Origin of the sequence: Streptomyces sp. NBC_01268 (assembly GCF_036240795.1) — a bacterium.
Lineage (GTDB): Bacteria > Actinomycetota > Actinomycetes > Streptomycetales > Streptomycetaceae > Streptomyces.
The window spans coordinates 6,286,721-6,299,821 of record NZ_CP108454.1 but is presented as its reverse complement, the minus strand read 5'-3'; the positions used below and the strand labels follow the sequence as shown (position 1 = coordinate 6,299,821).

Genomic DNA, 13,101 nt, shown 5'->3' with positions numbered 1-13,101 from the left:
TCGGGACGGCAGCCCACCAGTCTAGTTGCTCTTTTCGGCCGGAACCTTCGCGCCGCCCTTCTCGACCGGTCCTCGTCGGACCGATCCGGGGGCGTTCCAGTCCTGGCGCTTCCTCGCCCGCTTCTTGGCGGCCTCGGAGGACTGCAGCTGGTACGGGACCGAGGTCACCATCACGCCGGGCGTGAAGAGGAGCCGGCCCTTGAGACGCAGGGCGCTCTGGTTGTGCAGCAGGTGCTCGTACCAGTGGCCGACCACGTACTCGGGGATGTAGACCGAGACGGCGTCGCGCGGGCTCTCCTTGCGGAGGTTCTTCACGTACTCGATGACCGGCCGGGTGATCTCGCGGTAGGGCGAGTCGAGGATCTTCAGCGGCACGTTGATGCCGCGCCGCTCCCACTCCTCCTTGAGCGCCTTCGTCTCGGCCGGGTCGACGCTGACGGTGAGCGCCTCCAGCTCGTTGGCGTGCAGCAGCTTGGCGTAGGCGAGGGCGCGCAGCGTGGGCTTGTGCAGCTTGGAGACGAGGACGACGGAGCGGACCCGGGAGGGGCGGACGTACTCGTCGGGGCGCTCCTCTGCGGCGGCGATCTCGGCGGCCACGGAGTCGTAGTGCCTGCGGATCGCGGTCATCGTCACGTAGAAGATCACCATGCCGAGCAGCGCGACCCAGGCGCCGTGGGTGAACTTGGTGGCGAGGACGACGACCAGGACGAGGCCGGTGAAGAAGGCGCCGAAGGCGTTGATCGCGCGGGAGCGGATCATGTGGCGGCGCTTGGCGGGGTCCCGCTCGCTCCTCAGGTGCCGGTTCCAGTGCCGGACCATGCCGATCTGGCTGAGGGTGAAGGAGACGAAGACGCCGACGATGTAGAGCTGGATCAGCCGGGTCGAGTCGGCCCCGTAGATGACCACGAGCAGGGCGGCCGCGCCGGCCAGCAGCACGATGCCGTTGGAGAAGGCGAGGCGGTCGCCGCGGGTGTGCAGCTGGCGGGGCAGGTAGCGGTCCTGGGCGAGGATCGAGCCGAGGAGCGGGAAGCCGTTGTACGCCGTGTTGGCGGCCAGGAAGAGGACGAGCGCGGTCGCGGCGGCGAGCAGGATGAAGAAGAACGTTCCGTCGCCGAAGACGGCGGCGGCGACCTGCGAGATGACCGGGTCCTGGACGTAGCCCTCGCCGACCGGCTGCCCGTTCTTGAGCAGGTCGTGGGCGGGGTTCTCGGCCATCCGGACGTCGGTGGCCATGGCCAGGAAGATGATGCCGCAGAACATGGTGACGGCCAGGCCGCCCATGAGCGCGAGGGTGGAGGCCGCGTTCTTCGACTTGGGCTTGCGGAAGGCGGGCACGCCGTTGGAGATGGCCTCGACGCCGGTGAGCGCCGCACAGCCGGAGGAGAAGGCCCGCAGCAGCAGGAAGACCAGGGCGAATCCGGCCAGACCCTGGTGCTCGGCCTTGATCTCGAAGTCGGCGGTGGGGGCGGTCATGGTCTCGTCGAGGACGAGGCCGCGCCAGGCACCCCAGATGATCATGGCGAAGACGCCGAAGACGAAGACGTACGTCGGGATGGCGAAGAGTCCGCCGGACTCCTTCACGCCGCGCAGGTTCATCAGGGTGAGCAGCACGATCACCGCGACGGCGGAGAGGACCTTGTGCTCGACGACGAACGGAACCGCGGAGCCGAGGTTCTCGATGCCGGAGGAGATGGAGACGGCGACGGTGAGGACGTAGTCGACGAGCAGCGCGCTCGCGACGGTGAGTCCGGCCTTCGGCCCGAGGTTGGTGGTCGCGACCTCGTAGTCGCCACCGCCGCTCGGGTACGCGTGCACGTTCTGCCGGTACGAGGCGACGACCGTGAACATCAGGACCACGACGGCCAGCGCGATCCACGGGCTGAAGTGGTAGGCCGACAGGCCCGCGACGGAGAGGACCAGGAGGACCTCGCCCGGGGCGTACGCCACCGAGGACAGCGGGTCGGAGGCGAAGACGGGGAGGGCGATGCGCTTCGGGAGCAGGGTCTCGCCCAGCTTGTCGCTGCGCAGGGCCCGCCCGATCAGGATCCGTTTGGGCACGTCGGTCAGTTTGGACACGCAGAGGATCGTAAGCGTTCGAAATGAGCCCCGCCGACCAGCACCCCCGATCGGCACGGAATCTCCCTGGATACCACCTCCGCGGAGACGGGGGCGAGCCCCGACTCTCCGCGCTGACGCGGCTCTGACGGCGTCTTGACGCGTTCCTGGCGTCTTGACGCGTTCCTAACGAGGGCTGCGTGAGGTCCCGGCCATCGTTGCCGCATAAGCTCGGACCGGACAAGCGCGTGTGCGTGTCCGCCGTGGCCCGGGTCGACCGGGCCGGGTACGGGCCGTCCGACGGGGCGCCCGCTGTGGTCGACATACGTGGCCGATGGGGCCAGGAAAGTTGTGAGAAGCGTGTTTTCGCAGGTCAGCAAGGCGATCAGGAGTGCGGGGTAAGGGGACGTGCACATCGTCATCATGGGCTGCGGGCGCGTCGGAGCCGCTCTCGCGCAGACCCTGGAGCAGCAGGGCCACACCGTCGCGGTCGTGGACCAGGACCCGACGGCTTTCCGCCGTCTGGGCTCGGGCTTCGGCGGCCGCCGCGTCACGGGCGTGGGCTTCGACCAGGACACGCTCCGCGAGGCGGGGATCGAGGAGGCCGGCGCCTTCGCCGCGGTGAGCAGCGGCGACAACTCGAACATCATCGCGGCGCGGGTCGCGCGCGAGATGTTCGGCATCGAGAACGTCGCCGCCCGGATCTACGACCCGCGGCGCGCCGAGGTCTACCAGCGCCTGGGCATCCCGACCGTCGCCACGGTCCGCTGGACCGCCGACCAGATGCTGCGGCGGCTGCTGCCGTCCGGCGCCGAGCCGCTGTGGCGTGACCCGAGCGGCGGAGTGCAGCTCGCGGAGGTGCACACCTCCCCCGCGTGGATCGGGCACAAGGTCAGCCTCCTCCAGGAGGAGACCGGCGTGCGCGTGGCCTTTCTCACCCGGCTGGGCGAAGCGATCCTTCCGACCTCGCAGACGGTGCTACAGGAGGGCGACCTCGTGCACGTGATGATGCGGACGGACGAGATCGACAAGGTCGAGGCGGCCTTCGCCGAGGGTCCCGAGGAGGGCGGTCACTGATGCGTGTCGCTATTGCCGGCGCCGGCGCCGTGGGCCGTTCCATCGCGGGCGAGCTCCTGGAGAACGGGCACGAGGTCCTTCTCATCGACAAGGCCCCGACCGCCATCTCGGTGGAGCGGGTGCCGCAGGCCGAGTGGCTGCTGGCCGACGCCTGTGAGATCACCTCGCTCGACGAGGCGGCCCTGCAGCGCTGCAACGTCGTCATCGCGGCGACCGGCGACGACAAGGTGAACCTGGTCGTCTCGCTGCTCGCCAAGACCGAGTACGGCGTGCCGCGCGTGGTCGCCCGGGTCAACAACCCGAAGAACGAGTGGCTCTTCAACGAGGCGTGGGGCGTGGACGTCGCCGTCTCGACGCCGCGCCTGATGTCGGCCCTGGTCGAGGAGGCGGTGAGCGTCGGCGACCTGGTCCGGCTGCTGCGCTTCAGCCACGGCGACGCCAACCTGGTCGAGCTGACGCTGCCGCCGGAGTCGGCCATCGCGGGCACCGCGGTGGGCGATGTCGCCTGGCCGCCGGACACCTCGCTGGTCACCATCATCCGCGGCTCGCGGGTCCTCACGCCGAGCGCGGAGGAGACCCTGGAGGCGGGCGACGAGCTGCTGTTCGTGGCCACCCAGGCGCGCGAGGAGCAGCTGGAGGACCTGCTGTCGGTGCGGCGGGATCCGTCGGAGTCCTGACGGGACGCAGAGGTACGAGGAAGGGGCCCGGGACCTGTCACAGGTCCCGGGCCCCTTCCCTTGCGTCTCCCGCGTCTACCGCGGCTGCCGCGGCTGCCGCGTCACGCCTCGGGGTGCCCCTGGGCGGCGGCCTTGCGGGCCTTCTCCGCCTTCTCCTCGGCCTCCATCTCGGCGAACACGTCGATCGGCGGCGGCGCCTTCGCGAGGAACACCCAGGTCAGGTAGACCGCGAGCAGGAACGGCGGGATCTTCAGGGCGACCAGGATCCAGCCGAGCTGCGTGGTGTCGGCCCACCAGTACAGCGGGAAGAGGATCGCGCACTTGGCGAGCAGGATCAGTCCCCAGGCCCAGCTGGCCTTGGTGTACGCCTTCTTGCGGCCCGGGTTGCGGGTGCGCCAGGAGAGGTTCTCCTTGAAGACCGGGCCGAGGATCAGGCCGATCAGCGGCACGCCGGCGAGGGCCGTGACGATGTACGCGAGGGCGAGGCCCAGCGTGTAGAGCATGCCCGGCAGGTAGAAGTCCTTGGCGTTGCCCGTCATCATCGCGAAGACCACGCCGAAGGCGACGCCGAAGACGCCGCTGAAGGCGTGCTTGACGGTGTCGCGGCGGATCAGCCGGACGGCGACGAGGACCAGCGAGACCGCGACCGCGGCGATCGCCGAGGAGCGCAGGTCCTTGTTGATCGTGTAGATCGTGACGAAGAGCAGGCCCGGCAGGACCGTCTCCACCATGCCACGCACGCCACCGAAGGCCTCGAAGAGGGCGGCCTCGGTCACCGCCTTGTCGGTCCGGGCGTCCTGGTCGGGCGTGGGCTTCTCGGTGGTCGGCTTGTCGACTGACGTCACCGGCTACTCCTGTCCGAGCGGTCGGAGCTCGTATTTGGGGTTGAAGAGGACCCGCCGGCCGTGGCTCATGGAGATCCGGCCGGAGGCGATCAACTTACGGCCCGGCTCGATGCCGACGATGGAACGGCGGCCCAGCCACACCACGTCCAGTGGCGCCGTGCCGTCGAACAGCTCGGCTTCGAGCGCGGGCACACCGGCCCTGGGGCGCAGAGTGACCGTCCGCAACGTACCAGTCACCTTGACTATCTGGCGGTCGGAGCAGTCGCAGATGCGCGTGCACCCCGAGGCGGCGGAGTCCTCCTGGAGCTCCACCGACTCCAGTTCCTCCTGCGAGGTGGACAGGCGGTCGAGCATCCGGCGGAACCGTCCGGCCGGCTTCTCTGTACGCGGTGCAGCACTCATACAGAAAGCGTACCGGCCCCTGCCGAGACCGAACTCAGTGTTCGAAGCGGTAACCCATGCCCGGTTCGGTGACGAAGTGCCTCGGGTGCGAAGGGTCCTGCTCCAGCTTGCGGCGCAGCTGCGCCATGTAGACCCGCAGATAGTTCGTCTCGGTGCCGTACGAGGGTCCCCAGACCTCCTGGAGCAGCTGCTTCTGGCTGACCAGGCGGCCGCTGTTGCGGACCAGGACCTCCAGGAGGTGCCACTCGGTCGGGGTGAGCCGGACGTCCTTGCCGTCGCGGTGGACCTTCTTGGCGGCGAGGTCGACCGTGAAGCCCTGGGTCTCGACGACCACGACGCCGTCCTCGCCACCGCCGCCGACCGGCTCGGCCCTGCGGACCGCCGCGCGCAGCCGGGCGAGCAGCTCGTCCATGCCGAAGGGCTTGGTGACGTAGTCGTCGGCGCCCGCGTCGAGCGCCTCGACCTTCTCGTCGGAGGTCTGGCGAGCGGAGAGCACCAGAATCGGCACCCGGGTCCAGCCGCGCAGGCCCTTGATGACCTCGACGCCGTCCATGTCGGGCAGCCCGAGGTCGAGGACGACGACGTCGGGATGGCGCTCGGCGGCGAGCCGGAGGGCGGTGGCGCCGTCGGGGGCCGCGTCGACCTCGTACTTGCGCGCCTTGAGGTTGATCACCAGGGCGCGGACGATCTGAGGCTCGTCGTCGACCACCAGGACCCGGGTCATGAAGAGGGGCCTTCCTTGTCGTTGGTACGGAGTGCGGACGGAGTGCGGAGAGATACGGGCAGGTACGGGCAGGTACTACGGGCAGGTACTACGGGCAGGTACTACGGGCAGGTACGGGTGGGGCGGTAGGACCGCGGGGAGGGTTCGGCGTCGTCACACGGGGCTGCGGAGGGCGTACGGGGCGCGAGGTGGGGCTCGTTCCTGGCCCCAGGCCCCAGGCCCCTGGTCCCTGGTCCCTGGTCCCTGGCCCCTGGCCCCTGGCCCCTGGCCCCTGGTCAGGTCATGATGTGCGCCGTCATCGCGGGGGCGGTGGTGTCCGGGGGCGGGGGCCCCGCGGTCCTCAGGGTGAGGACCATCGTCAGCCCGCCGCCCGGGGTGTCCTCGGCGGTGAGGGTGCCGCCCATGGCCTCGACGAAGCCGCGGGCGACCGCGAGGCCGAGGCCCACGCCGGCGCCGCGCGGGGCGTCGCCGAAGCGCTGGAAGGGCTCGAATATGCCGTCCTTGGCCTCCTCCGGGACGCCGGGGCCCCGGTCCGTCACGCGCAGTTCGAGGCGCTGGCCGAGGACGCTGGCTCCGACGGCGACCGGGACGCCGTCGGGGCTGTACTTGACCGCGTTCTCGACGATGTTGGCCACGGCCCGCTCCAGGAGGCCCCGGTCGACGGCGACCATCGGGAGGGTCTCGGGGATGTCGAGCTCGACGCTGCCGTCGGGGACGCCGCCGAGGGCCATCGGCACGACCTCGTCGAGGTCGGTGGAGCGGATGAGCGGGGTGACCGTGCCGGTCTGGAGCCGGGACATGTCCAGGAGGTTGCCGACCAGGTGGTCGAGGCGGTCGGCGCCTTCCTCGATGCCCTCCAGGAGCAGGGCCTGGTCCTCCTCGGACCACTCGACGTCGTCGGAGCGCAGCGAGGACACCGAGGCCTTGATGCCCGCGAGCGGGGTGCGCAGGTCGTGGCTGACGGCGGCGAGCAGCGAGGTGCGGATCTTGTTGCCCTCGGCCAGCTTGCGGGCCTCCTCCGCCTGGTCGACGAGGCGCTGGCGGTCGAGGACGACGGCGGCCTGGGCGGCGAAGGCGCCGAGCACCCGTCGGTCCTCGGCGGGCAGCACCCGTCCGGTCAGGGCGAGCGCCAGGTGGTCGCCGACCGGCATGTCGACGTCCGCGTCCTCGGGCCGGGCCACCGGTCGCGCGCCGACCGTGGCCGCGCAGGTCCACGGTTCGAGGTCGCCGGTGCGCTCCAGGAGGGCGACGGACTCCATGGAGAAGGTCTCGCGGACCCGTTCGAGCAGCGCCTCCAGGCTGGTCTCGCCGCGCAGGACGCTGCCGGCCAGGTACGAGAGGACCTCGGACTCGGCGCGCAGCCGGGCCGCCTGATGGGTGCGGCGGGCTGCCAGGTCGACCACGGAGGCGACGGACACGCCGACGCCGAAGAAGACGGCGATGGCCACGATGTTCTTCGGGTCGGCGATGGTCAGCCGGTGCAGCGGCGGGGTGAAGAACCAGTTGAGGAGCAGGGACCCCAGGGCCGCGGAGGCGAGGGCGGGAAAGAGGCCGCCGAGCAGGGCGGCGGCGACGGTCAGGGCCAGGAAGAGCAGCATGTCGTTGGCGAGGCCGAGGTCCGCGTCGACATGGGTGAGCAGGAGGGCGAGGAGCAGGGGGCCGCCGACCCCGACGATCCAGCCCCAGACGATCCGGGCACGGCCGAGCCGGGCACCGCGGGCGACGGGCAGGCCGCGGCCCTGGGCAGCGCTCTCGTGGGTGACGATGTGGACGTCGAGGTCGGGGCCGGAGTCCCGGGCGACGGTCTGGCCGACGCCGGGGCCCAGGACGTACTGCCAGGAGCGGCGGCGGCTGGAGCCGAGCACGATCTGGGTGGCGTTGACACCCCGCGCGAACGACAGCAGCGCCGAGGGGATGTCGTCGCCTATGACGTGGTGGAACGTGCCGCCCAGGTCCTCGACGAGGGTGCGCTGGACCGCGAGCTCCTTCGGTGAGGCGGAGGTCAGGCCGTCGCTGCGCGAGATGTACACGGCGAGGACCTCGCCGCCGGCGCCCTTCTCCGCGAGCCGTGTGGCCCGCCGGATGAGGGTGCGCCCCTCGGGCCCGCCGGTGAGGCCGACGACGATCCGTTCGCGGGCCTGCCAGGTGGACTGGATGTCGTGCTCGCCGCGGTACTGGCGCAGGTACTCGTCGACGCGGTCGGCGGTCCACAGCAGCGCCAGCTCGCGCAGCGCGGTGAGGTTGCCCGGCCGGAAGTAGTTCGACAGGGCCGCGTCGACCTTGTCGGGCTTGTAGACGTTGCCGTGCGCCATGCGTCGCCGCAGGGCCTGCGGCGACATGTCCACCAGCTCTATCTGGTCGGCGCGCCGCACCACCTCGTCCGGCACCGTCTCCCGCTGCCGCACCCCCGTGATCGACTCGACCACGTCGCCGAGCGACTCCAGGTGCTGGATGTTGACGGTGGACACGACGTCGATGCCCGCCGCCAGCAGCTCCTCCACGTCCTGCCACCGCTTGGGATTGCGGGAGCCGGGCACGTTGGTGTGGGCGAGCTCGTCCACCAGGGCGACGGCGGGCCCGCGGGTGAGGACGGCGTCTATGTCCATCTCCGGGAACGTGGCGCCCCGGTACTCGATCTCCTGGCGCGGCACCTGCTCCAGCCCGTGGAGCATCACCTCGGTGCGCGGCCGGTCGTGGTGCTCCACGAACGCGACGACGCAGTCCGTGCCGCGCTCCACGCGCCGATGCCCCTCGGAGAGCATCGCGTACGTCTTCCCGACGCCCGGCGCCGCCCCCAGGTAGATCCGTAGCTTGCCGCGTCCCATGGCTCGACCTTACGTCCAGCCAAACGGACATTCCGCACGGCTGTGGGAGGTCAGCGCCGTATTGACGTGATCCTGACGCCCCTCAGTGCTCGATGATCTCGCCGTCGCGGAGCTCCAGCACCCGGTCGGCCAGGCCGAGCAGCTGGGAGTCGTGGGTGGCGACGAGGGCCGTGCAGCCCTCGCTGCGCACGACGGCCCGCAGCAGCTCCATGACCGCGAGGCCCGTCTCGGCGTCGAGCTGTCCGGTCGGCTCGTCGGCGATCAGCAGGGCCGGCCGGTTGGCCAGGGCGCGGGCGATGGCGACGCGCTGCTGCTGACCGCCGGAGAGCTCTCCCGGGCGCTGGGCGGCGTGGTCGCCGAGCCCCACCAGGGCGAGCAGCAGGGCGACCCGCTCCTCGCGCTCCTTCGGGTCGGCCTTGCGCAGCCGCATCGGCACGCCGACGTTCTCGGCGGCGGTCAGGATCGGTATGAGTCCGAAGGACTGGAAGATGAATCCGATCCGGTCGCGGCGCAGCTCCAGGAGGCCTTCCTCGCCGAGCCCGGCGAGATCGGTGCCGTCGATGACGATGCGTCCCTCGTCCGCGCTGTCGAGGCCGCCGACGAGGTTGAGCAGGGTGGTCTTGCCGGATCCGGAGCGGCCCTTGAGGGCGACCAGCTCGCCGCGCGGGATGTCGAAGGAGACCCCGCGCAGGGCGTGCACGGCCGCGGCGCCCGTGCCGTACGACCGCTTCAGGTTCTCGATCCGGACCATCGGCGTGCCGGCCGGGTCCTCGATCACGGCCGTGCCGGTCCGCGCGTTGCTCTCACTCACCGTGGTGCCCCCCTCGATCGAACGTGTGCGCCGTCAGTATGGTCCGAGCACGGGGGCGGGGGCCAGGCCTGTGGACAACCGGCCTGTGGACGCCGACCGCGGCGCCTGGCAGGCCGTTCGCAGACCGGCCGGGCAGGCCGCCCGGGGGCCGGTGGATCAAGACGAGTGGGCCGTGCCCTTCCCTGCCCCGGCGCGAGCGGGGGAGGGGAGGGCACGGCCCACCCATGGCCGTCCTGGCAGGTACGGCAGGTACGGCAGGTCAGCGGATCTCGGAGATCTCCGGGCCGCGCTGCAGCTGGCCCATGCCGCCGGAGAACCGGGAGCCGGCCTGGTCGTCCTGCTGCACGCCGTCCGGCACCATCTGCGCGTCGTTCGGCAGCTTGAGGACGATCGGGTCGCGCGGGGCCATCGGGCCCTCGCCGCGGACGACCACGGTGTCCCGGACGATCTGCTCCAGCAGACCGGCGGCCTCGGGCTGCACCGCGCCCTGGCCGGAGATCACGCCGCGCAGGAACCAGCGCGGTCCGTCGACGCCCACGAAGCGCACGAGCTGCACGCCGCGGTTGCCGTCCGGAAGCTGTACGGGGACCTGGGCGCGCAGCTCCCAGCCCAGCGGGCCCTCGACCTCGTCGATGACACCGCCCTGCTGGGTGATGCCGCCGGCGATCTCGTCGCGGACCTCGCCCCAGATGCCTTCCTTCTTCGGAGCGGCGAACGCCTGGAGCTGCACGGCGCTGTCGCGCAGGACCACGGTGGCCGCGACGATCGCGTCGCCGGCCACCTCCACGCGCAGCTCCATACCCTCGACTCCGGGCACGAAGATGCCGCCCAGGTCGACCCGGCCCTCTTCGGGCGTGGTGACCTCGGAGATGTCCCAGGGACCGTCGGGCCGGGGCGCCGGCGGAAGGTTCACCCGGCGCGGCGCGGCCGCGTCCTCGCCGTCCACCGCGTCGACGACCTGCTCGGCCTCGCCCGCTGCGTCCTCAGCGGCACCGCTCTTCTTGCGACGTCCGAACACGTCACTGTCCTTCCCGGTCGGATACGACCGAAGCGTATCGATTCCCACCCGTAGTGCCGTCCACGGCGGCATGACCGCCGGTGGACCCGAAGCCCCCCTCGGCCCGCGCCGAGCCGGGAAGCTCCGCCACCTCGTGGAAGCGCACCTTCTCGACCTGCTGGACGACCAGTTGGGCAATCCGGTCGAATCGCTCGAACCGCACGCTCTCGCGCGGGTCCAGATTGACCACGATCACTTTGATCTCTCCACGGTACCCGGCATCGACCGTCCCCGGGGCATTCACGAGCGCGACGCCGCAGCGTGCGGCGAGGCCGGAGCGGGGGTGGACGAAGGCGGCGTAGCCGTCGGGCAGCGCGATGGAGACTCCGGTGGGCAGCACGGCCCGCTCGCCCGGGGCCAGCACGGCGGCCTCGGTGGTCACCAGATCGGCTCCGGCGTCGCCGGGGTGCCCGTAGGCCGGGATCGGCACCTCGGGGTCCACGCGGCGGATGAGTACGTCGACGGGATTGCGCATCAGGGGTTCACCTCGAAGGCGCGGGCGCGCCGGACCTGGTCGGGGTCGGACATGGCTGCCTGGATCTCCTCCGGGCGGCCGTTGTCGATGAAGTGGTCGACCTTCACCTCAATGAAGAGGGCGTCGGCGCGGACGGCGACGGGCCCCTCGGGCCCGCCGATCCGGCCGACGGCGGTCGAGTAGATCTTGCGGCCGCGCACCGCGGTGACCTCGGCCGCCAGGTGGAGCACGGTGCCGACCGGAACGGGCCGGGCGAAGTCGGTCTCCAGGCGGCCGGTGACCGCGATGACCCGCAGCAGCCAGTTCAGGGAGCCGAGGGTCTCGTCGAGCGCGGTGGCGAGCACGCCGCCGTGCGCGAGACCGGGGGCGCCCTGGTGGTCGGGGGTCACCGTGAACTCGGCCGTGACGGTCACGCCCTCGCCCGCGCGCGCCTCCAGGTGCAGGCCGTGGGGCTGTCCGCCGCCGCAGCCGAAGCACTGCGCGTAGTGCGCGCCGAGCAGCTCGCCGGGGGCGGGCGCGTCCGGGTGGCGTACCGGCGGTATGGCGTCGGCCGGCGGGGTGAGAGCGGCAGATGTTCCAGTCACAGGCGCAGACCTTACCCGCGCGGCCGGGCGCCGGTCGCGCCGTGCCAAGCTGGGAGGCATGCAGCCTTCCGCACACTCCCCCGCACCCAGCTTCGACGAGCGCCTCACCGCGCCCCGTTCCTGGTGGGTCATCGTCGCCCTGCTCGGGATCTCCGGCGGTCTGATCGCGTTCCCCATGGGTACGGTCCCGACGCTGGGCGGTCTGATCGCGGCGGGGGCGCTGGCCGCGGTGGCGGTGTCCTCGTACGGGTCGGCCCGGATCCGGGTGGTGGCCGGCTCGCTGGTCGCCGGGGACGCGCGCATCCCGGTGTCGGCGCTGGGAACGTCCGAGGTCCTGGACGCCGAGGAGGCACGCGCCTGGCGCACGTACAAGGCGGATCCGCGCGCGTTCATGCTGATGCGCAGCTACGTCGGGACGGCGCTGCGGATCGAGGTCACGGACCCGGCGGACCCGACGCCGTACGTCTACCTGTCCACCCGTGACCCCGAGGGGCTCGTGGCGGCCCTGGAGGCCGCCCGGGGCGAGGCCCGGGAGGCCGCGGGGGCCCCGGAGGCGCAGGAGGCCTAGAAGTCGATCTCCTTGGGGTTCTCCGGCTGCTCCAGCGGGGGCAGGGCCGGGAGGGCGTCCCAGGGGACCTGGCGGCCGCGCAGGTCCTTGCGGATGTGCGCGGCGAGCTTTCTGGTGTCGCGCCGGTTCATGACCGCGCCGACGGCCGCGCCGACCATGAACGGGGTGAGGTTCGGCAGGTTGCGCACCAGGCGCTTGGTGATCTGCTGGCGCAGTTCGCGCTTGAGCTGCCCGCCGAGGGCCGCGTTCACGGTGGTGGGCTTGGTGGGGTCGATGCCGCGTTCCTCGGCCCAGGAGGTCAGGTAGGCGGTCGAGCGCTGGGTGAGCGTGCCGGGCGGGCGCAGGCCGTAGACCTCGTGCAGCTCGGCGATGAGCTTCAGCTCGATGGCGGCCACGCCGGTGATCTCGGTGGCGAGCTCGGCGGGCATCGCGGGCGGCACCGGCAGCATGGCCGCGGCGCCGATGCCGGCGCCGAGGGTGGCGCTGGCGCTGGACGCGCCGGCGACCAGCTTGTCGGCGATCTCCTCGGGTCCGAGCCCGGGGAAGTGCCGGCGCAGCGTCGCCAGGTCCCGGACGGGAACCCGGGGCGCGAGTTCGATGACCCGGTCGGCGAGGTAGCCGACGCCGGCCTTGGCGCCCTGGCCGCCGCGCTTCACACCGCGCCGAACGGCTTCGATGCGGGCACGGTCCAGCTTGACGTGGGCCAGCCCCAGACGTGCGGGGTCGGTGACGCGCCGCAGAGCGCCCCGCTTGACCCCGTCGTCCTGTCCGGGCGGCACGGGGGGCCGGTCGCTCTGGTGCGGCGCCTCCGCGGCTTCGAGCGAGGCCGTGGGGCCTCGCCCGTCGTCACGTGCGCCAGAAGTGGGCAGGGGGGCGGAGTGCTCGGCCGAGGAGCCCTGCTGGACGTCCTCCACCGGGCCTGAGCCGCCCCGGTACGCCCCCGGCTTGCCAGGAAGCCGGAGCCGCCGTTTCCAAGACGGTGTGTCGCCTGCCACGGTCGA

The 13,101-nt window shown here is 71.8% G+C and carries 13 protein-coding genes; 3 read left to right on the top strand and 10 right to left on the bottom strand.

Going from position 1 to position 13,101, the window contains the following annotated elements:
* Positions 1 to 21 precede the first annotated feature (21 nt).
* Positions 22 to 2,076, bottom strand: coding sequence for an APC family permease (locus OG309_RS28400; RefSeq protein WP_329425002.1), 2,055 nt, complete (start codon positions 2,074 to 2,076; stop codon positions 22 to 24).
* Between the two features lie 387 nt (positions 2,077 to 2,463).
* Between OG309_RS28400 and OG309_RS28395 the strand changes: the two genes are divergently transcribed.
* Both OG309_RS28395 and OG309_RS28390 read left to right on the top strand, forming a co-directional pair.
* Positions 2,464 to 3,132 (top strand): potassium channel family protein, encoded by a 669-nt coding sequence (locus tag OG309_RS28395; protein ID WP_329424999.1) that lies wholly within the window; start codon positions 2,464 to 2,466, stop codon positions 3,130 to 3,132.
* Positions 3,132 to 3,809 carry a potassium channel family protein gene (locus OG309_RS28390; protein WP_329424997.1) on the top strand — a complete coding sequence of 226 codons (678 nt, stop codon included), beginning with the start codon at positions 3,132 to 3,134 and terminating at the stop codon, positions 3,807 to 3,809. The genes OG309_RS28395 and OG309_RS28390 overlap by 1 nt, the downstream gene beginning before the upstream one ends.
* A gap of 101 nt (positions 3,810 to 3,910) precedes the next feature.
* Here OG309_RS28390 and OG309_RS28385 read toward each other — a convergent pair whose 3' ends face one another.
* The 8 genes from OG309_RS28385 to OG309_RS28350 all read right to left on the bottom strand — a co-directional run bounded on the left by OG309_RS28385 (position 3,911) and on the right by OG309_RS28350 (position 11,532).
* Positions 3,911 to 4,654: a DUF3159 domain-containing protein gene (locus OG309_RS28385; protein WP_329424995.1), complete on the bottom strand. Its 744-nt coding sequence runs from the start codon at positions 4,652 to 4,654 to the stop codon at positions 3,911 to 3,913.
* A gap of 3 nt (positions 4,655 to 4,657) precedes the next feature.
* The gene (locus OG309_RS28380) at positions 4,658 to 5,056 is read right to left on the bottom strand and encodes an OB-fold nucleic acid binding domain-containing protein (protein WP_329424993.1); all 399 of its coding nucleotides are present in this window, start codon (positions 5,054 to 5,056) and stop codon (positions 4,658 to 4,660) included.
* A 34-nt stretch (positions 5,057 to 5,090) separates the two neighbouring features.
* Entirely contained in the window at positions 5,091 to 5,780 is a 690-nt protein-coding gene (locus OG309_RS28375; RefSeq protein ID WP_329424991.1) for a response regulator, read from the bottom strand.
* 275 nt (positions 5,781 to 6,055) lie between these two features.
* Positions 6,056 to 8,605, bottom strand: coding sequence for a sensor histidine kinase KdpD (locus OG309_RS28370; RefSeq protein WP_329424990.1), 2,550 nt, complete (start codon positions 8,603 to 8,605; stop codon positions 6,056 to 6,058).
* Between the two features lie 82 nt (positions 8,606 to 8,687).
* Positions 8,688 to 9,356, bottom strand: coding sequence for an ABC transporter ATP-binding protein (locus OG309_RS28365; RefSeq protein WP_329428586.1), 669 nt, complete (start codon positions 9,354 to 9,356; stop codon positions 8,688 to 8,690).
* A gap of 319 nt (positions 9,357 to 9,675) precedes the next feature.
* Complete coding sequence (locus tag OG309_RS28360) at positions 9,676 to 10,434, bottom strand: DUF3710 domain-containing protein (RefSeq protein WP_329424988.1); 759 nt, start codon at positions 10,432 to 10,434, stop codon at positions 9,676 to 9,678.
* Between the two features lies 1 nt (position 10,435).
* Positions 10,436 to 10,948 carry a dUTP diphosphatase gene (dut, locus tag OG309_RS28355; RefSeq protein ID WP_017237679.1) on the bottom strand — a complete coding sequence of 171 codons (513 nt, stop codon included), beginning with the start codon at positions 10,946 to 10,948 and terminating at the stop codon, positions 10,436 to 10,438.
* Complete coding sequence (locus tag OG309_RS28350; RefSeq protein ID WP_329424985.1) at positions 10,948 to 11,532, bottom strand: PaaI family thioesterase; 585 nt, start codon at positions 11,530 to 11,532, stop codon at positions 10,948 to 10,950. The genes dut and OG309_RS28350 overlap by 1 nt, the downstream gene beginning before the upstream one ends.
* A 58-nt stretch (positions 11,533 to 11,590) precedes the next feature.
* On the opposite strand from OG309_RS28350, the gene OG309_RS28345 reads away from it, so the two are divergent.
* Positions 11,591 to 12,100: a DUF3093 domain-containing protein gene (locus tag OG309_RS28345; RefSeq protein ID WP_329424984.1), complete on the top strand. Its 510-nt coding sequence runs from the start codon at positions 11,591 to 11,593 to the stop codon at positions 12,098 to 12,100.
* On the opposite strand, the gene OG309_RS28340 is transcribed toward OG309_RS28345, so the two are convergent.
* Positions 12,097 to 13,095 (bottom strand): hypothetical protein, encoded by a 999-nt coding sequence (locus tag OG309_RS28340; RefSeq protein WP_329424983.1) that lies wholly within the window; start codon positions 13,093 to 13,095, stop codon positions 12,097 to 12,099. The genes OG309_RS28345 and OG309_RS28340 overlap by 4 nt on opposite strands.
* Between the last annotated feature and the right edge of the window lie 6 nt (positions 13,096 to 13,101).

Excerpts from the sequence above, each read along its gene's own strand:
- OG309_RS28390 (WP_329424997.1), top strand. The coding sequence starts at position 3,132 with ATGCGTGTCGCTATTGCCGGCGCCGGCGCCGTGGGCCGTTCCATCGCG.
- OG309_RS28380 (WP_329424993.1), bottom strand. The coding sequence starts at position 5,056 with ATGAGTGCTGCACCGCGTACAGAGAAGCCGGCCGGACGGTTCCGCCGG.
- OG309_RS28375 (WP_329424991.1), bottom strand. The coding sequence starts at position 5,780 with ATGACCCGGGTCCTGGTGGTCGACGACGAGCCTCAGATCGTCCGCGCC.
- OG309_RS28370 (WP_329424990.1), bottom strand. The coding sequence starts at position 8,605 with ATGGGACGCGGCAAGCTACGGATCTACCTGGGGGCGGCGCCGGGCGTC.
- OG309_RS28365 (WP_329428586.1), bottom strand. The coding sequence starts at position 9,356 with ATGGTCCGGATCGAGAACCTGAAGCGGTCGTACGGCACGGGCGCCGCG.
- dut (WP_017237679.1), bottom strand. The coding sequence starts at position 10,948 with ATGCGCAATCCCGTCGACGTACTCATCCGCCGCGTGGACCCCGAGGTG.
- OG309_RS28345 (WP_329424984.1), top strand. The coding sequence starts at position 11,591 with ATGCAGCCTTCCGCACACTCCCCCGCACCCAGCTTCGACGAGCGCCTC.